We start from the raw sequence: 18,298 nt of genomic DNA, 5'->3' as shown, positions 1-18,298 counted from the left end.
ACTCTCCTCCTCGCAGATCCCGTCTTTACATCAAATCCAGTACACGACGACGAACAGCAGCAGCCAGACGACGTCGACAAAGTGCCAGTACCACGCGACCGCTTCGAAGCCGAAGTGGTTTTCCGGGCTGAAATGCCCGGCGAAGACGCGGCACAGTATCACGATAAGCATCGTTGCACCAACCGTCACGTGGAAGCCGTGGAAGCCGGTCAGCATGTAGAACACCGAACCGAACACGCCGGTGGTCATCTTGACGTTCAGGTCCGAGTAGGCGTGCATGTATTCGTAGGCCTGGAAGCCGAGGAACACGACGCCGAGCGCGATGGTCAGGAACAGGCCCAGCTTGAGCTGGCCGCGGTTGTTGTGCAGCAGGCCGTGGTGCGCCCAGGTCAGCGTGACGCCCGAGGTCAGCAGCAGCAGCGTGTTGATCGCCGGGATGCCCCAGGCGCCCATCGGCGTGAACGGACCGCCGTCGTAGCCCGGACCCGCGTTCGGCCACATTGCGGTGGCATCCGGCCACAGCAGCGCCTGATGTTCGAGGCTGGCCAGATCCGGCACGGCGAGCACGCGAGCGTAGAACAGCGCGCCGAAGAAGGCGGCGAAGAACATCACTTCAGAGAAGATGAACCAGCCCATCGCCCAGCGGAAGGAAACACCCACGCGCTTGCTGTACAGGCCGCCTTCGGATTCGTGCGCAACTTTGCCGAACCAGGAATACATCATGTAGAACAGGACCAGCACGCCCGCGCCCAGCACGAAGCCGCCGCCGGTGATCTTGTTCATCGTCAGCACCGAACCCAGTGCAAACAGGAACAGCGCGATCGAACCCGTGATCGGGTAAGTCGATGGCGCAGGTACGTAGTAGTAGGGGGCCTGTTGTGGCGTATGCGAGCTCATTTATGTTTTTCCTTCCCGGTTTCTCTCAAGCGATGCTTATCAGAATTCTTACACCCAAGATCACTGCAATCACGAACAGCGCTGCAGCCACAACGCCCGTGATGATAACTTGCAACGGCGTCAGCGATGACACCGCTGCGTCGTGATCGCCCTTGCGGCGTATGCCGACGAAGGCCGAAAGCACTGTCACCACACCCTTCACGAACCCGGCCATTTCAGCCTCCTGTGCGACCGTCCTGCGTCGTCGCTGCAGTCGCCCCCGGCACCTCGAAGAAGGTGTAGGAGAGGGTGATCGTGTTGATGTCCTTAGGCAGATCCGGCGATACGAGGAAGGCGATCGGCATGCGTCGCGTTTCCCCGGCTGCCAGCGTCTGCTGCTTGAAACAGAAACAGTCGAGCTTCTGGAAGTACTGCATCGCCGCCGACGGCGTGTAACTCGGAATCGCCTGTCCCGTCACCGCGTTCTCGCGCGTGTTCGAGACTTCGTACTCCACGGTGACCACCTCGCCCGGATGAACCACGAGTGAGCCGGTCACCGGTTTGAAATTCCACGGCAGCTTGTGCAGGTTCGCATCGAACTCGACCGTCACGTTCCGCGAACGATCGACCTGGGTATTCAGCGGCAGCGTGTTGTCCTGCTTGTTCAGGTTGTTGACGTCGAGCACCTGGCACAGCTTTTCGTAGAACGGCACCAGCGCGTAGCCGAAGCCGAACATCAGGAAAGCCGACACCACCAGGCGTATCAGCGTCGAACGGTTGCGGCGCTCGGAACCGGCCGCAACCCGGGCTTGCTCGGTCATTGACCCGACATCCCGTAACGCACGACAAACAGCACGAACACCGCCACCGCGGTGGCCGCCAGCCACAACGCCGTACGGACGTTGCGGCGGCGGAGTGTTTCATCCATCTCGGTCACGCCAGTACTCACTTGAAGACCGGCGGGGTTTCGAAGGTGTGGTGCGGCGCCGGCGACGGCACCGTCCATTCGAGGCCTTCAGCACCGTCCCAGGGCTTGGCCGAAGCCTTCTCGCCACCCTTCATGCACTTCAGCACGACAACCAGGAACACCAGCTGCGACAGGCCGAAACCGAAGGCACCGATCGACGAGATCATGTTGAACTCGGCGAACTGCAGCGAGTAGTCCGGAATACGGCGCGGCATGCCGGCCAGACCCAGGAAGTGCTGCACGAAGAAGGTCATGTTGAAGAAGATCAGCGACAGCCAGAAGTGCAGCTTGCCGAGCTTTTCGTCGTACATGTGACCGGTCCACTTCGGCAGCCAGTAGTAGGCGCCGGCGTAGGCCGAGAACAGCGCACCCGCCACCATCACGTAGTGGAAGTGGGCGACGACGTAGTAGCTGTCGTGCAGCTGCACGTCCACCGCGGTCATCGACAGCACCAGGCCGGAGAAACCGCCCAGCGTGAAGAGGAAGAGGAAGCCGATCGAGAACAGCATCGGGGTTTCGAAAGTCAGCGAGCCGCGCCACATCGTGGCCACCCAGTTGAACACCTTCACGCCGGTCGGGATCGCGATCAGCATGGTGGCGAACATGAAGTACAGCTGGCCGGCCACCGGCATGCCCACCGTATACATATGGTGCGCCCACACGATGAAGGACAGGATGGCGATCGACGAGGTCGCGTACACCATCGACGCGTAGCCGAACAGCGGCTTGCGCGAGAAGGCCGGAATCACCTGCGACACGACGCCGAAGGCCGGGATCGCGATGATGTACACCTCGGGGTGACCGAAGAACCAGAAGATGTGCTGGTACAGCACCGGGTCACCACCACCGGCAGCGTTGAAGAAGCTGGTGCCGAAGTGACGGTCGGTCAGGATCATCGTGACCGCACCGGCCAGAACCGGCATCACGGCGATGACCAGATAGGCGGTGATCAGCCAGGTCCAGCAGAACAGCGGCATCTTCATCAGCGTCATGCCCGGCGCGCGCATGTTCAGGATCGTGGTGACGATGTTGATCGAACCCATGATCGACGAAATGCCGAGGATGTGGACCGCGAAGATCGCCATGTCCATGCCGATGCCCATCTGAATGGTCAGCGGCGGATACAGCGTCCAGCCCGATGCGGCGGCACCGCCCGGAACCAGCAGCGAGGTCGTCAGCAGGATGGCGGCCGGCGGCAGCAGCCAGAACGACCAGTTGTTCATGCGCGCAAACGCCATGTCGGATGCGCCGATCATCAGCGGGATCATCCAGTTCGCGAAGCCGACGAAGGCCGGCATGATGGCGCCGAACACCATGATGAGACCGTGAAGCGTCGTCATCTGGTTGAAGCGGTCGGGATCGACCACCTGCAGGCCCGGCTGGAACAGCTCGGCGCGGATCACCAGCGCCATGATGCCGCCGACGATGAACATTGCGAACGAGAACCACAGGTACATCGAGCCGATGTCCTTGTGATTGGTGGTGGTCACCCAGCGCATCAGTCCGCTGGGGTGGTGATCATGCGAATGATCGTGCGAGTGGTCGGCACCGCCCGGAATCGCAGCCATGTGTATCTCCTGGAAATCTAGAAAGTGACTGAACGTTCAGAGAGCCGCTTACTCTTCGCGGGCCATCTTGATGTCCGACGGTTGGATGACCTCGCCCGTCGCATTGCTCCAGCTGTTGCGCGTGTAGGTCAGCACTGCAGCCAGATCGGTATCGCTCAGGTGCTTGAACGCGGCCATCGCAGTACCCGACTTGCCGTTCATCACGAGATTGATCTGCGCATCCTGCGAGCCAAGCACCACCTTCGAGCCGTCGAGCGCGGGGAAGGCCGGCGGCAGGCCCTGGCCGTTGGCCTGGTGACAGGCGGCGCAGTTGGCGGCGAACACCTTGGCACCACGCGGGCTCAGTTCCTCGACGGTGTACATCTTGTTCGGATCGTCGGCCGCAGCGGCGAGCTCGGCCTTCTTCTTGTCGACCCATGCCGTGTATTCGTCTTCGGTCACCACCTTGACGACGATGGGCATGTAGCCGTGGTCCTTGCCGCACAGTTCGGCACACTGACCGCGGAACGTACCGGTCTTCTCGGCACGGAACCAGGTATCACGGATGAAGCCGGGAATCGCGTCCTGCTTGACCGCCAGCGCCGGCACCCACCATGCGTGGATGACGTCGTTCGCCGTCGTCAGGATGCGCACCTTCTTGCCGACCGGCACGACCAGCTCGTTGTCGACTTCGAGCAGGTAATCGGTGCCCTTGGCCGCCTCGTTGCGGATCTGCGGCTGCGGCGTCGACAGGTTGCTGGTGAAGCTGATGCCTTCGCCGGCGCCCTTCAGGTAGTCATAGCCCCACTTCCACTGATAGCCGGTGGCCTTGATCGTGATGTCGGGGTTGCTGGTATCGCGCATCGCCAGGATGGTCTTGGTCGCCGGCCAGGCCATGCCGAGCAGGATGAAGACCGGAACGATGGTCCAGAGGATTTCTACCGTGGTGCTTTCGTGGAAGGTTGCGGCCTTGTGGCCGGCGGACTTGCGGTGCACGAACACCGACCAGAACATCACGCCGAAGACGGCCACGAAAATGACGCCACAGACAATGGTCATCAGCAGGTGGAGGTCATACACCTTCTGACCCAGTTCGGTGATCGGCTCCTGCAGATTGAGCTTCATTTCCGCCTGGGCGAGCCCAGCAAGCAGAAACAACCCCATCCCGGCCCACGCCCTGCGGGCGATGGACGAGCCACCTCTTGTTAGCGCCATATTGCAACCCCAGATATATGTTGTGATTGATTCTGAAACCGCGGTCTTAAAACCGTCTTTCCCGCAATCTAGCCGACAGCTCCCGCACCAGCAACTCGCGGCCGCCCTCGTCCAGATACCGCCCCACCACGACCTGCTGGTCGCGGCACCGCACGACTACTTCGGAACCCAGGCCGACCCTGCGCGTTTCGACCTTTGCCCATGCGGGCACAAACTCATGTCTGCAGACACGATCCCGTTCACAGACCTCGACAACCAACCGGCTGTCGTCGAGGTGGATGCGTTCGAAATCACCGACGCGTCTGCCGAAAGCGATGAAGGCAATGCCCAACGCCCCGATTTCGACGCCCGCGAACGGGAGTACCCACCAGACACCAGCCATGGCCCAAGCCATCGCGATCAGTAGGGACAACACAGCCGTGACCAGGAAGAAGGCCAGAAGTGCACGCGGCGACATCGAACAGTTGCGGCGCGCAACGATGCTGAACTCGTTGGATTGGCTGAGCACTGCGGACACTGAACTGCCCCGGAAGTGTTATCTCCCCCTGACACGGCTTCTGCAGGCCGCTTAACAGGCATAAGCTAGCACGGGTATTGATCCTTATCAATATTGCCCCGCACCAAGCGGGTGCCCTCAGACCCTGCTGGCGAGGCGATCAAGCAGGCGGCGATGCACGCCGCCAAAGCCGCCGTTGCTCATCACCAGCACGTGGTCGCCTGCTTTCACGCCGCCGGCGAGCGCATCGAGCAGCTCCTCCACCGACGACGCGACATTGACCCGTTCACCCAGCGGTGCCAGCGCCTCGGCCGCATCCCAGCCCAGGGCGGGGCCGCCGAGGCAGTAGCACACGTCCGCCTCTGCGAGCGCATCGGGCAGGCGTGCCTTCATGACGCCGAGCTTCATCGTGTTGGAGCGCGGCTCGATCACCGCAACGATGCGCGCCCCACCCACCACCGAACGCAGCGCGCGTATCGTTTCGTCGATGGCCGTCGGATGATGGGCAAAGTCGTCGTAGACGGTGACGCCACAGGCCTCGCCGACGCGTTCGAGCCGGCGCCGGATGCCGACGAATTCACCGAGCGACGCCAGCGCCTGCTCCGGCCGCACACCGGCGTGCCGCGCTGCCAGCATGGCGGCCAGTGCGTTGTTCGCGTTGTGCATGCCGGGCATCGCAAGACGCCCGGTCGCGCGCTCGCCCGCCGGCCCGACCACCGCCAGCGCCTCGCCGGTCGACTCGACGCGCCAGCCGGCTGCGTCGTTGAACCACTCGACCTCGCTCCATGCGCCGCGCGCCAGCACGCGTTTCAGCGATGCCTCGCCGCCGCTGGCCACGATGCGGCCAAGACGCGGCATGGTGCGCACAAGATGATGGAACTGCGTCTCGATCGCCGCCAGATCCGGGAAGATGTCGGCATGATCGAACTCGAGGTTGTTCAGGATCGCGGTCCGCGGGCGGTAGTGCACGAACTTCGAGCGCTTGTCGCAGAAGGCGGTGTCGTATTCATCGGCTTCGATGACAAAGAAGGGCGCGTCACCGAGGCGTGCCGACACGCCGAAGTTCTGCGGCACGCCGCCGATCAGGAAGCCGGGTTTCAGGCCCGCCGCCTCCAGCATCCAGGCCAGCATCGAGGTGGTGGTCGTCTTGCCGTGCGTACCGGCCACCGCCAGCACCCAGCGGCCGGCCAGCACGTTCTCCGCCAGCCATTGCGGACCGGACACATACGGCAGACCGCGATCGAGGATTTCCTCGAGCAGCGGGTTGCCGCGCGACACCGCGTTGCCCACCACGAACACATCGGGCGCCAGCGCTGTCTGAGCAGGATCGTAGCCCTCGATCAACTCGATGCCGAGCTGTTCGAGCTGCGTGCTCATCGGCGGATAGACGTTCGCGTCGCAGCCGGTGACACGGTGACCCGCTTCGCGCGCCAGCGCGGCGATGCCGCCCATGAAGGTGCCGCAGATGCCGAGGATGTGAATGTGCATGGTGGGTCGATGTGACAGAATGGTCGCGGATTCTATCAACCCGCCCCTCCTTTCCCTGCAGCACCCGACATGCGCCCCAGCAACATCAGACGCCAGATCGCCAGTGCCGCGGCGCGACTGATCGCGGAAGAAGGCATCCGCGACTACGGCCTGGCCAAACGCAAAGCCGCCCGCCAGCTCGGCGTCGGTCCGAACGAGGAATTGCCCACCAATGCCGAGATCGAGGAGGCGGTGCGCGACTACCAGGCCATCTATTTCGCCGACGAGCAGCCCGAACAGCTGCGCACGCTGCGTAACGCCACGCTGGAGCTGATGGTCGAACTGGACCGCTTCAAGCCGTACGCGACCGGCGGCGTGGTCGACGGCACTGCCGGGCGCTTCACCGCGATCGAGCTGCAGGTGTTCGCCGACAGTGCCAAGGAAGTCGAGCTCTTCCTGCTCAACAACGGCGTCGATTTCGACTCGCGCGACCCACGCCGCCCGGACCGCAACAGCCCGGAAACCACGCTGCTGTTCGACTGGGACGACCTGCCGGTTGAACTCGCGGTCTATCCGGCCGGTCTCGAACGCTCTCGCGGACGCGAACGCCTGCGCGCCGAATCGCTGCGCGCATTGCTGGACAAGGAAGAGGAAACGGAATGAATGCTTGGATGCGCCGCGGCCTGATCGCCGCGGTGGTCGCCACGGCCGGCGTAGCCGGGGTGTGGTTCGGCCAGAGCCGGCAACCGCAGCTGACCGAAACCGCGATGACCGATGCGGCGCGCCTCGAAGCGCTCAATCTGGCCGACGCGAACGGGCAGCCGATGCCTTTCTCCGCCTGGCGTGGAAAACTGCAGGTGGTGAATTTCTGGGCCACCTGGTGCCCGCCCTGTCGCGAAGAGATGCCGGCCTTTTCCCGCCTGGCCGAGAAGTACCGCGATCGCGGCGTGCAGTTTGTCGGCATCAGCATCGATAACGCCGACAACGTGCGCCGTTACCTGCAGGAAGAGAACATTGCCTATCCGTTGCTGATCGGCGGCTCGGACGCCATCCAGCTGTCGGCCGATCTCGGCAATGCGGCGCAGGCCATGCCCTTTACCGTCATCTTCTCGCCAGACGGAAAGATCGTCGAACGCAAGCTGGGCACCTACAAGGAAGAGGAGCTGGAGGCCATCCTGCTTGCCCGCTTGCGCTGAGCGCCCGGACCCGGCGCGGCTGGACAATCTGACGCGAATTCCGGCAAACTTGCCGCCATGCAGCCAACAACGCGCCGCAAGGCGACCAAACCTGCCACGCAGCCGGCGGCGCAGGATGCGACCCCCAACACCCGTCGCATCCTCGTGCTGCACGGGCCCAATCTGAATCTTCTGGGCACGCGGGAACCCGAAATCTACGGTCACCTGACGCTCGCCGACATCGACGCGAAGCTGAAGGTGAATGCGCTTGCTGCCGGCGTATCGCTCGAATGTTTCCAGAGCAATCACGAAGGCGATCTGGTCGGCCGCATCCAGGCTGCCCGGAGCGAGAGCGTCGATTTCATCCTGATCAACCCGGCCGCCTACACGCACACCAGTGTGGCCATACGTGACGCGCTGGCTGCGGTCGCCATTCCGTTCGTCGAGGTGCACCTGTCCAACGTGCATGCACGCGAAGCATTCCGGCATCACTCCTATCTGTCGGATATCGCGGTTGGCGTGGTGTGCGGTCTGGGCGCCTACGGTTACGAAGCCGCGCTCGAATTCGCGCTGCGGCGGCTCGACACCAGAAAATAAACACTCGCCGGCACAACGAAGGCCGGCTTACGCGGGGATACACCATGGATTTGCGCAAACTCAAGAAGCTGATCGACCTCGTCCAGGAATCGGGCATTTCCGAGCTGGAAGTGACCGAGGGCGAGGAAAAGGTGCGGATCGCCAAGCATCTGCCGGCACCGGCCGCCCAGGCCACCTACGTTGCGGCGCCCGCGCCGGTCGCCGCAGCACCCGCTCCGGCCGCCGCCGCGCCTGCCGCACCGGCCGAAGCTGCGCTGCCGGAAGGCCATGTCGTCAAGTCGCCGATGGTCGGCAGCTTCTACCGCTCGTCATCGCCAGGCGGCAAGGCCTTCGTCGATGTCGGCCAGTCGGTGGCGATCGGTGAAACGCTGTGCATCATCGAGGCGATGAAGCTGATGAACGAAATCGAGTCCGACGCCGCCGGTGTCGTGAAGGCCATCCTGGTCGAGAACGGCCAGCCGGTCGAATACGGCCAGCCGCTGTTCATCATCGGCTGAGCGACCACCCCATGTTCGGAAAAATTCTGATCGCGAACCGTGGCGAGATTGCGCTGCGCATCCTGCGCGCCTGCCGCGAGCTGGGCATCCGCACCGTGGCGGTGCACTCCGAAGCCGACACCGAGGCGAAGTACGTCAGACTGGCCGACGAGTCGGTCTGTATCGGCCCGGCGCCGTCCGGCCAGTCCTACCTGAATATCCCCGCCATCATTTCGGCCGCCGAAGTGACCGATGCCGAAGCCATCCACCCCGGTTACGGCTTCCTGTCCGAGAACGCGGATTTCGCCGAACGCGTCGAGCGCAGCGGCTTCGTGTTCATCGGTCCGCGCCCCGAAACCATCACGCTGATGGGTGACAAGGTGTCGGCCAAGGACGCGATGAAGGCGGCCGGCGTACCCTGCGTACCCGGCTCCGAAGGCGCGCTCGGCGACGACCCGAAGGAAATCGTCCGCATCGCGCGTGGCATAGGCTACCCGGTCATCATCAAGGCGGCCGGCGGCGGCGGCGGACGCGGCATGCGTACCGTGCACACCGAGGCGGCGCTGATCAACGCGGTGCAGATGACCCGTGCAGAAGCCGGCGCGGCATTCAACAACCCCGCCGTGTACATGGAGAAGTTCCTCGAGAACCCGCGCCATATCGAAATCCAGGTGCTGGCCGACGCACACGGCAACGCCGTCTATCTGGGCGAACGCGACTGCTCCATGCAGCGCCGCCATCAGAAGATCATCGAGGAAGCACCGGCACCGGGTGTTCCGGCACGGCTGATCGCCCGCGTCGGCGAGCGCTGTGCCGAGGCCTGCCGCCGCATCAACTACCGCGGCGCCGGCACCTTCGAGTTCCTTTATGAGAACGGCGAGTTCTATTTCATCGAAATGAACACCCGCATCCAGGTCGAGCACCCGGTGACCGAACTGATCACCGGCATCGACCTGGTGCAGGAGCAGATCCGCGTCGCCGCCGGCGAAAAGCTGCGCTTCAAGCAGCGCGACATCAAGCTGACCGGCCACGCGCTGGAATGCCGCATCAACGCCGAAGACCCGTACAAGTTCACGCCCAGCCCGGGCAAGATCACCGGCTATCACCCGCCGGGTGGCCCCGGCGTGCGCGTCGATTCGCACGTGTATCAGGGCTACACCGTGCCGCCGCACTACGACTCGATGATAGGCAAGGTGATCACCTACGGCGACACGCGCGACCAGGCGATCCGCCGCATGCGCATCGCGCTGTCGGAAATGATTGTCAGCGGCATCAAGACCAATATCCCGCTGCACCAGGAACTGATGCACGACACCCGCTTCATGGATGGCGGCACCAGCATCCACTACCTCGAGCAGAAGCTCGCGGCGCAGGAAGCGGCCAAGGTCAAATGAGCGAATCGCGCGAACAGCCGGGCGAGCAGCAGGCGGGCGAGCAGCAGGCGGGCGGCTGGATCACCGTCACGCTGCTGGCCGACTCGGCCAACGCCGAGGCACTGTCGGACGCGCTGCTCGAAGCGGGCGCATTGTCGGTCGACATCGAGGACGCCGACGCCGGCACGCCGGACGAAAAGCCGCAGTTCGGCGAACCCGGCATGCCGGTCGCCGTCGAGCTGTGGCCGCATTCGCGCATCCACGCGCTGTTCGACCGCGACGCCGACTACGCGACCGCGATGGCGGAAGCGGCCGAACAGGCCGGCCTGACAGCACCGCCCCCTTACACGACCTCGCCGCTGGACGAGCAGAACTGGGTGCGCATCACGCAGGCCCAGTTCGAGCCCATCCCGGTATCGAAGCGTCTGTGGATCGTGCCGTCCTGGCATGACCAGCCCGATCCTGCGGCGATCAACATCACGCTCGACCCGGGCATGGCCTTCGGCACCGGCTCGCACCCGACCACCCGGCTCTGCCTCGAATGGCTGGATTCAGTCATCCGCGGCGGCGAAACGGTGATCGACTACGGCTGCGGCTCCGGCATCCTCGCGCTCGCCGCCGCCAAGCTCGGTGCCGCGCGCGTGACCGGCACCGACATCGACCCGCACGCGATGGACGCCGCCCGCTACAACGCCGAGCGCAACGGCGCCACGCTGGAACTGCTGCATTCGCGCGAAAACATCGACCACACGGCCGACGTCGTGGTGGCCAACATCCTGGCCAACCCGCTCACCGTGCTGGCGCCGCTGCTGTGCGGTCTCACGCGCAGCGGCGGACGCATCGCGCTGTCCGGCATCCTCGCCGCGCAGACCGACATGGTGCGCGCCGCCTACCGCCCGGCCTTCGAACTGGAGGTTGCCGGCGAGCGGGAAGGCTGGGTGCTGCTGACCGGGACGCGCGTCTGATGCTGTCCCGCTGCCCGGCCTGCGCCACCGTCTTCCGCGTCGACACGGTGCAGCTCCGGGCACGCGAAGGCCGCGTGCGCTGCGGCCGCTGCCACACGGTGTTCGACGCTGTCGACGCAATGGTGGACGTGCCGCTCCCGAAAAGCGGTGACACTCCGGCACCCGCCGCCGCAGACCTCGCACCGCCGTCCGCCGCCACCGACATCGAGAACGCAGCGCCGGTCGCGGACGAACCCGAACACAGCCATGCCACGCTGACCTTCGCGGCAGAGCCGGACATCGAACTGCTGGCGGACGACCCGGCCGCCGTCACCACCGAACGGCTGGACCTCGACGTCGGCAGCGCCGACGCGCCGCCCTCGCCGCAGCCCGGCGACAGCATGGAAGCGCTGGTCGAGCGCACCACCGACTACTGGCAGACGCGCGCCGATGACATGGCGCCGGCAGAAGCCGCCGAGGCCACCACCGAAAACGAAGCCCCCGTCGACGACCATCCCGGCGCGACCGCTGCAGGCGAGGCGGCGCCCGAGCCCGATCCGGACGTCACGCAGCCGCTGGACATCGTCGAACTCGAAGCCGCGCCGGCACCCGACGACGACATCGTCGCCGCGCCCGCGACGTCCGCGCGCGATCCCCTGCTCGACCCGCCGCCGGCGCTCGAACCGGTGCGCGACCCGGCGGTACAGCGCATCCGCCGCGAACTGTATGGCGAAGACCAGGCGCCTCGCCGCGGCGCGCTGAAGACGACGCTGTGGAGCGCAGGCATCCTGCTGCTCTTGCTGCTGGCCGCCGCCCAGCTTGCCTATCTGTTCCGCACCGAACTGGTGATCGCGCAACCGGCACTGAAGCCGCTGTTCGAACAGGTCTGCGCCCGCCTCGGCTGCACGCTGCCTGCGCCGCGTCGTGCAGACCTGATCAGCATCGAGTCGTCGGAACTGAATCCGGACAGCGAACGGGCGCCGCTGCTGCGTCTGAACGCGCTGCTGCGCAACGGCGCCACGCACGCGCAGGACTGGCCGCACCTCGAACTGAGCCTGACCGACACCAGCGACCGGCCCATCGTGCGCCGCGTGCTCGCACCTGCCGACTACCTGCCGGCCGACCGTCAGGGCAGCGAATTCGCTGCCGCATCGGAACAGGCGGTCAGCGTGCTGGTCGACCCGACCGACACCAACGCCGGCGGCTACCGCCTCTACGTCTTCTATCCCTGATCGACCGATCGGGTCCCCGCAGCGCCCCGCACAAGGAGGAATACCCATGACCCAGACCGTCACGCTCGCCGGCAACCCCATCCACCTCGCCGGTCACTTCCCGGCCAAGGGCACCAAGGCGCCAGCTTTCACGCTGGTCGGCACCGACCTGGCCGACGTGTCGCTTGCCGGCCTCGCCGGCAAGCGCAAGGTGCTCAACATCGTGCCCAGCCTGGACACCCCGGTGTGCCAGACCTCGACCCGCAAGTTCAACGAACAGGCCGGCAACATCGCCAACACCGTCGTGCTGGTCATTTCCGCCGACCTGCCGTTCGCGATGAAGCGCTTCTGCGAAACGGAAGGCCTGCAGAACGTGCAATCGCTGTCCACGCTGCGCGGCCGCGAGTTCATGGCCAATTACGGCGTCGAGATCATCGACGGCCCGCTGGCCGGCCTGACCGCGCGCGCGGTACTGGTGCTCGACGCCGACGACACCGTGCTGCACGCCGAACTGGTGCCGGAGATCAAGCAGGAACCCGACTACGCCGCCGCACTGGCCGCGCTGAAGTAAGTACCTCCGCAGGGCGCCGGTCGGCGCCCTGCAACATTCCCGCACTACGCTGAGCCGATGCAAGAAAGTCCGTTCAAGGGCAAGACCGGCCTGCGCCGCCTGCTCAATGCCACCCGCTACTCGGCCGAAGGTCTGGGTGCTGCCTTCCGTCACGAAGACGCCTTCCGCCAGGAGGTGATCGCCGCCGTGCTGCTGCTGCCGCTGGCGCTGTGGCTCGGCAACAGCGGCGTCGAACGCGCGCTGATGGTGTTCTCGGTGCTGCTGGTGCTGATCGTCGAACTGCTCAATTCCGCGGTCGAAGCCACCGTCGACCGCATTTCGCTGGAGAACCATGCGCTGGCCAAGCGCGCCAAGGACATCGGCTCGGCCGCCGTCATGGTTTCGCTGCTCAACCTGCTCCTGGTGTGGGCGCTGGTGCTGAGCGCTCGATTCTGGAGCGGCTGACCCGGCGTTGCTCCGGCATTTCGCGCGGGGCAACCCCGGCCGCCGCCACGCTGTTTTCCGCCCCCTCTGGGCATGCACACCGCCTTCGGCGCCGACGCGTGATCGCCTCCCTTCGCGGTCGCCGCCCTCGCCAGCAGGCGCGCGTATCGTTTTCCCATCCGCTCCGGAACCCGATCGTTACAAATGGCCGCAGCAAAGCATTTCGTGGCCCGAATCCGCCGCCGTGCTTGCGCTAAACTTGAATTGAGAACAGCCACGCATCTGGTGGCAACGGATTTGCGTACGCCCAGCGCCCGGCCCCAGCGCGAAGCTTTCGAGTACGGCAACACAGGCGCAGCCAGGGGGGCGCACCACGATGGTTCGCGAATTTGCATTCCCAGCAGCACCCGCACCGGGCCTTCCGGGCGGCGAGGTCGCGGGCACGCGACCGGGGAAGAGTGAGCGCGACGCTGATGCCATAGGCATCCCCGCCTTCCCGGAGCTGTTCGAGGGCATCGCCGACGCGCTGCTTCTGATGACGCCGCGCGGCGTGATCATGCACATGAACGGCGCGGCAAGCGAACTGCTGGGCTACCGCCCCGCCGAAGTCGCCGGCAAGCACGTATCCATGCTCTACCCGCCGTCCGAGGAGACGCGCGTCCAGGCCTGTTTCGACGAGCTGGCGATCAAGCGCAGCACGCGTTACCTCGATGGCGTGGCGCTCACCCGTGACGGTGAAACGGTCGCGGTCGAAGTCGTCGGCTCGCGCATCGAGTTCGCCGGCGGGCCCGCGGTCATCGCGGTCGTGCGCGACATCCGCGAACGCAAGCAGGCCGAGGCCGCACTGCGTGCAGCGCAGGAGCGCTTCTATCTGCTGGCCGAACACATCCGCGAAATCTTCTGGGTCAGCGATCCGCACACGCGTGCGCTGTACTACGCCAGCCCGGCCTTTTCGGACATCAGCGCACTGCCGAACGGCGAGCACCCGGGCGATCTGAACGGCTGGGCACAAGCGGTGGCACCACCCGACCGATCGCGTTTCGAAGCCTTTCTCGCCGCTCAGGCGCAGGGCGAGGTAGCGCAAGTCGAGGTACGCGTCGCCGACCGCAATGGCGGCCTGCGCTGGCTGCACTGCCGCGCCTTTCCGTGGCAGGCGCAGGACGGCCATGCACGCGTGGCCGGTGTCGCCGAGGACATCACGGCGCGCAAGGAAGCCGAGGCTCACCGGCTGGCGCAGGCCGAGCGGCAGCGCGAAACGCTGGTGCGTGAGGCGCACCACCGCATCAAGAACAGCCTGCAGGGCGTGGTCGGACTGCTGCGTCGCTGCGCCGGACAACACCCGGCGCTCGCCCACGCGCTGACCGGCGCCATCAGCCAAGTTCGATCGATCGCCGTCATCCACGAGCTGCAGGGCAGTCAGGCCGGCGCCCCGGTCCAGCTCGGCGAATTCCTGCGCATGATTGCCGGCAGCATCGAAGGCCTGTTCGACGCCCGGGTGAAGCTCGACGTGCACGACCTCAGCGCCTTCGAACTGCGTCTGGCCGACAGCGAAGCGGTGCCGCTGGCCATCGTGCTCAACGAACTGCTGATGAATGCGGTCAAGCACCGGCAGGTCGACCGCGACGCCGGCGTGGACGTCGAACTGTCGACGGACGACGACGGCGCACTCATCGTCATCGGCAACGGTGGCGAGCTGCCGCCCGGCTTCGATTTCGCCGCACGCCGCGGCCTCGGCCAGGGCCTCGAACTGCTGGCCGCACTGCTGCCGACCGAGCACGCCACACTGGATTTTCGCCAGCAGCCGGGACGCGTATTGACGCGCCTCGCGCTGCGGCCGCCCATCATTACGTTTGACGAGACCCGCGACCATGCACACATACGACGACACCAGCCCGCAACTGCTGCTGGTTGAGGACGACCGGCTGAACGCAGCCACGCTGGGCGACGGGCTGCGCGCTCACGGCTACGGCGTCCATGTCGCGCGCTCGGCCGAAGAGGCGCTGGCGCTGCTCGGGACGACGCGCATCGATCTGGTCATCCTCGACGAGAAGCTGCCGGGCATGACCGGGCTCGAGTTCGCGGCGGTGCTGCGCGAGCACCACAGCCTGCCGCTGATCTTCCTGACCGCCTTTGGCGACCCGGGTCGGGTGCGCAGCGCCATCGAGCGCGGTGCGCTGGCCTATCTGGTCAAGCCGCTCGACGTCGAACAGCTGCTGCCCACGCTGCGCACCGCACTGGCGCGCTCGGAAGAGCTGCGCCAGCTGCGCAGTACCGGGCAGCACCTGCAGCGCGCCCTCGACGAGCGTCGCGAAATCAGCATCGCCGTCGGCATCCTGATGGAGCGCCTGCGCATCGATCGCCAGCCCGCCTTCGAAATGCTGCGCAAGACCGCCCGCGCTCAGCGCCGGCGCATCGAGGACGTCGCCAAGGACATGATGCAGCCGCTCGGCGGCGGCACGCCGAGGGCCGGCGCCGGCCAGTAGCATCCAGTCCCGAGGGCGCCGGCGTGACAGGCGCCCTCAAGACCGCACCTGCGCGAACCGTAAGCTGCAGAAGAAGGCGCGCCGCAGAGCGCGCACGAGGGCCCGAACCCCGCCCGACACTCAACGCAGCCTGATCCGGACATCCGGCTACAGGACGCTGCCATGAAGACCGGGGGATGCACGATGGCCGTCGTTTCCGCACTGTTCAGCTGCAGCGCCATGGATATGCCATGCACGCAGCACGTTTCCTTCCCGGACGCCTTCGCCGCGGCGGTCGGCGACGCGCCGCAATCGGCGCCGGTCGCACTGCTGCGGCTTGCCGGTGACGGCCGCGTCCTGCACCAGATCGGCTGGCCCGACACACTGCCCCCTGTCCAGGGCCGGGCGGTACACACCCTGTTCCGCGAACTCGACGACGACGGTTGCTCGCACTGGCCATCTTTCTGCGCGGACAGCGGCGGCGACGTGAGCCGCCACGTCTGGCATCTGTGCGACAACGGACAAGCCGTCTGTGTCGAGTGCGCCCGCCTGCCCGGCGACGCGGCCGGCGACTGGCTGCTGCGCGTGAGCCACGGCACGCCTGAGGACGCCGCGCAGCGCGAGCTTCGCCTGCTGGCGCGCGCGGCGCACCAGGCCGGCGATGCGGTGCTGATCACCTGTGCCGGCGGCCTGATCGAGTACGTGAATCCAGCTTTCGAGCGCAGTACCGGCTACTCCGCCGAAGAAGTGCTGGGGCGCTCGCCCGGCCTGCTGAAATCGGGCCTGCATGGCCCCGACGTCTATGCCCGGCTGTGGCGTGCACTGCGCAGCGGCGAGGTGTTCCGCATGGTGTTCACCAACCGGCGCAAGAACGGCGAGCTCTATCACGAAGAGAAGACGATCAGCCCGATCCGCGACGCGCAGCAACGGATCAGTCACTACGTTGCCACCTCGCGCGACGTCAGCGAACGCATCCGCGCGCAGGACCAGCTGGAGTATCTGGCTGGCATGGACGCGCTGACCGATCTGCCCAACCGCCGGCTGTTCACCGACCGGCTGCGCCAGGCCATGCGCCGCGCCATGCGCACCGAGTGCCCGCTGGCCGTGCTGTTCATCGACCTCGACCGCTTCAAGGTGATCAACGACACCTTGGGTCACAGCGTCGGCGACGCACTGCTGACCGAAGTGGCGGCACGATTGCGCGGCTGCGTGCGCGCCTCCGACACGGTGGCACGACTGGGTGGCGACGAGTTCACCGTGCTGCTGGAAGAGACCGGTGACCGCGCCGCAGTCACCGAGATCGCGGAAAAGATACTGGCGGCGCTTGCCGAAGGCGTGCGCGTGCAGGGGCGCGAGTTCTTCGTCAGCGCCAGCGTCGGCGTCGCGCTGTTTCCGGAGAACGGACACTCGGTCGACGAACTGCTCAGCCGTGCCGACCTGTCGATGTACCGCGCCAAAGCGGCGGGCCGCAACACGGTGCGCTTCTACGACCAGAGCATGGATGCGCACGCGCACACCGAGCTGTCGGCGGAGATCGCGCTGCACGGCGCGCTCGAACGGCGCGAGTTCTTCCTCGTCTATCAGCCCATCATCGACACCCGCACCGGCCGCGTGGCGACGGTCGAGGCGCTGCTGCGCTGGAACAGCCCGACCGAAGGCGTAGTGCCGCCCGACCGCTTCATTCCGCTGCTGGAGGAGACCGGACTCATCGTGCCGGTCAGCCGCTGGTCGCTGCGCGAAGCGCTGCGCGACCTGCGCATGCTGCAGGCGACACAGCCGCAGCTGCACCTCGCCTTCAACCTGTCGGGCCGGCAGCTGCGCGACGACGACCTGGTGAGCGACATCACCAGCGCGCTGCAGGAAGCCGGTGTCGATCCGCGCATGCTGGAACTGGAAATCACCGAAAGCACGCTGATGGAGGACATCCCGCGCACCACCGACATTCTCGGCGCGCTCGACACCATGGGCATCAGCCTCGCCATCGACGATTTCGGCACCGGCTACTCGTCGCTCGCCTATCTGATGCGCTTTGCGGTGCGCACGCTGAAGATCGATCGCAGCTTCGTGAGCCAGCTGCGCAGCAGTTCCGACGCCGTCACCATCGTGCGTGCCATCACCTCGCTGGCCGACAGCATGGGGCTGGAAGTCGTCGCCGAGGGCGTGGAAACGCCGGGGCAGCTGGCGCAGCTGACCGAACTCGGCTGCCACCGCCTGCAGGGCTATCTGTTCAGCCGACCGGTGCGGCCCGAAGAGCTGCTGCGCCTGAGCTGTTTCAGCCCGGCCGCACCGCAGACCTGAGCGCAGCCCTTAACGCAGACCTGAAAAAAGAAACCGGCAGGTGCTCGCCAGGAGGAGCTGGCTGCACGTGCCGGTGAAGGTGAGGAGAGTTGGTTGTCGCGGCGCTCGCACCGCGACTTGCGCATCCGGCGGGAATGCACCCCGCATTCCCGCTTGCTCCGCCTGAGTACGTCATTCGCCGATTCAGGCAGGGCAATACG

20 protein-coding genes are annotated in these 18,298 nt (G+C 65.9%); 12 read left to right on the top strand and 8 right to left on the bottom strand.

Annotated elements, in window-relative coordinates; translation table 11 throughout:
- Positions 1-30 precede the first annotated feature (30 nt).
- The 8 genes from METRZ18153_RS0102585 to mpl all read right to left on the bottom strand — a co-directional run bounded on the left by METRZ18153_RS0102585 (position 31) and on the right by mpl (position 6,589).
- Positions 31-897: a cytochrome c oxidase subunit 3 gene (locus METRZ18153_RS0102585; RefSeq protein ID WP_020163271.1), complete on the bottom strand. Its 867-nt coding sequence runs from the start codon at positions 895-897 to the stop codon at positions 31-33.
- A gap of 25 nt (positions 898-922) precedes the next feature.
- Positions 923-1,111, bottom strand: a complete 189-nt coding sequence (locus METRZ18153_RS0102580) for a DUF2970 domain-containing protein (protein WP_019915458.1) — start codon at positions 1,109-1,111, stop codon at positions 923-925.
- A 1-nt stretch (position 1,112) separates the two neighbouring features.
- Positions 1,113-1,697 (bottom strand): cytochrome c oxidase assembly protein, encoded by a 585-nt coding sequence (locus tag METRZ18153_RS0102575; protein ID WP_020163270.1) that lies wholly within the window; start codon positions 1,695-1,697, stop codon positions 1,113-1,115.
- On the bottom strand, positions 1,694-1,804 hold the full coding sequence (locus METRZ18153_RS21050) for a cytochrome oxidase small assembly protein (RefSeq protein ID WP_020163269.1): 111 nt from the start codon (positions 1,802-1,804) through the stop codon (positions 1,694-1,696). The genes METRZ18153_RS0102575 and METRZ18153_RS21050 overlap by 4 nt, the downstream gene beginning before the upstream one ends.
- Positions 1,805-1,821: 17 nt before the next feature.
- Positions 1,822-3,411 (bottom strand): cytochrome c oxidase subunit I, encoded by a 1,590-nt coding sequence (gene ctaD / locus METRZ18153_RS0102565; RefSeq protein WP_020163268.1) that lies wholly within the window; start codon positions 3,409-3,411, stop codon positions 1,822-1,824.
- 48 nt (positions 3,412-3,459) lie between these two features.
- A complete protein-coding gene (coxB, locus tag METRZ18153_RS0102560; RefSeq protein ID WP_020163267.1) occupies positions 3,460-4,515 on the bottom strand; it encodes a cytochrome c oxidase subunit II in 1,056 nt (351 codons plus the stop codon).
- 136 nt (positions 4,516-4,651) lie between these two features.
- Positions 4,652-5,122, bottom strand: a complete 471-nt coding sequence (locus tag METRZ18153_RS0102555) for a DUF2244 domain-containing protein (protein ID WP_232415947.1) — start codon at positions 5,120-5,122, stop codon at positions 4,652-4,654.
- A 117-nt stretch (positions 5,123-5,239) separates the two neighbouring features.
- Complete coding sequence (gene mpl / locus METRZ18153_RS0102550) at positions 5,240-6,589, bottom strand: UDP-N-acetylmuramate:L-alanyl-gamma-D-glutamyl-meso-diaminopimelate ligase (RefSeq protein ID WP_029143501.1); 1,350 nt, start codon at positions 6,587-6,589, stop codon at positions 5,240-5,242.
- A gap of 69 nt (positions 6,590-6,658) precedes the next feature.
- Between mpl and METRZ18153_RS0102545 the strand changes: the two genes are divergently transcribed.
- From METRZ18153_RS0102545 to METRZ18153_RS0102490, 12 genes are all read left to right on the top strand, one after another.
- On the top strand, positions 6,659-7,231 hold the full coding sequence (locus METRZ18153_RS0102545; RefSeq protein ID WP_020163264.1) for a hypothetical protein: 573 nt from the start codon (positions 6,659-6,661) through the stop codon (positions 7,229-7,231).
- Positions 7,228-7,764 (top strand): TlpA family protein disulfide reductase, encoded by a 537-nt coding sequence (locus METRZ18153_RS0102540; RefSeq protein ID WP_029143500.1) that lies wholly within the window; start codon positions 7,228-7,230, stop codon positions 7,762-7,764. The genes METRZ18153_RS0102545 and METRZ18153_RS0102540 overlap by 4 nt, the downstream gene beginning before the upstream one ends.
- A gap of 57 nt (positions 7,765-7,821) precedes the next feature.
- Positions 7,822-8,340, top strand: a complete 519-nt coding sequence (gene aroQ, locus METRZ18153_RS0102535) for a type II 3-dehydroquinate dehydratase (RefSeq protein WP_020163262.1) — start codon at positions 7,822-7,824, stop codon at positions 8,338-8,340.
- Positions 8,341-8,384: 44 nt separating this feature from the next.
- Entirely contained in the window at positions 8,385-8,837 is a 453-nt protein-coding gene (accB, locus tag METRZ18153_RS0102530) for an acetyl-CoA carboxylase biotin carboxyl carrier protein (RefSeq protein ID WP_020163261.1), read from the top strand.
- An 11-nt stretch (positions 8,838-8,848) separates the two neighbouring features.
- A complete protein-coding gene (gene accC, locus METRZ18153_RS0102525) occupies positions 8,849-10,210 on the top strand; it encodes an acetyl-CoA carboxylase biotin carboxylase subunit (RefSeq protein WP_019915469.1) in 1,362 nt (453 codons plus the stop codon).
- Positions 10,207-11,154 carry a 50S ribosomal protein L11 methyltransferase gene (prmA, locus tag METRZ18153_RS0102520; protein WP_020163260.1) on the top strand — a complete coding sequence of 316 codons (948 nt, stop codon included), beginning with the start codon at positions 10,207-10,209 and terminating at the stop codon, positions 11,152-11,154. The genes accC and prmA overlap by 4 nt, the downstream gene beginning before the upstream one ends.
- Positions 11,154-12,365, top strand: a complete 1,212-nt coding sequence (locus tag METRZ18153_RS0102515) for a DUF3426 domain-containing protein (protein WP_020163259.1) — start codon at positions 11,154-11,156, stop codon at positions 12,363-12,365. The genes prmA and METRZ18153_RS0102515 overlap by 1 nt, the downstream gene beginning before the upstream one ends.
- A 46-nt stretch (positions 12,366-12,411) precedes the next feature.
- Positions 12,412-12,915: a thiol peroxidase gene (gene tpx / locus METRZ18153_RS0102510; protein ID WP_020163258.1), complete on the top strand. Its 504-nt coding sequence runs from the start codon at positions 12,412-12,414 to the stop codon at positions 12,913-12,915.
- 57 nt (positions 12,916-12,972) lie between these two features.
- A complete protein-coding gene (locus METRZ18153_RS0102505) occupies positions 12,973-13,359 on the top strand; it encodes a diacylglycerol kinase (protein WP_020163257.1) in 387 nt (128 codons plus the stop codon).
- 355 nt (positions 13,360-13,714) lie between these two features.
- Positions 13,715-15,250, top strand: a complete 1,536-nt coding sequence (locus METRZ18153_RS0102500; RefSeq protein ID WP_020163256.1) for a sensor histidine kinase — start codon at positions 13,715-13,717, stop codon at positions 15,248-15,250.
- Entirely contained in the window at positions 15,207-15,821 is a 615-nt protein-coding gene (locus tag METRZ18153_RS0102495; RefSeq protein WP_020163255.1) for an ANTAR domain-containing response regulator, read from the top strand. Before METRZ18153_RS0102500 ends, METRZ18153_RS0102495 begins: the two co-directional genes overlap by 44 nt.
- 162 nt (positions 15,822-15,983) lie before the next feature.
- Positions 15,984-18,098, top strand: a complete 2,115-nt coding sequence (locus tag METRZ18153_RS0102490; RefSeq protein WP_232415946.1) for a putative bifunctional diguanylate cyclase/phosphodiesterase — start codon at positions 15,984-15,986, stop codon at positions 18,096-18,098.
- Positions 18,099-18,298 lie beyond the last annotated feature (200 nt).

The organism is Methyloversatilis discipulorum, from assembly GCF_000385375.1.
GTDB lineage: Bacteria > Pseudomonadota > Gammaproteobacteria > Burkholderiales > Rhodocyclaceae > Methyloversatilis > Methyloversatilis discipulorum_A.
Note: the sequence above shows the minus strand (reverse complement) of the source record. Positions and strands in the feature narration are given on the sequence as shown.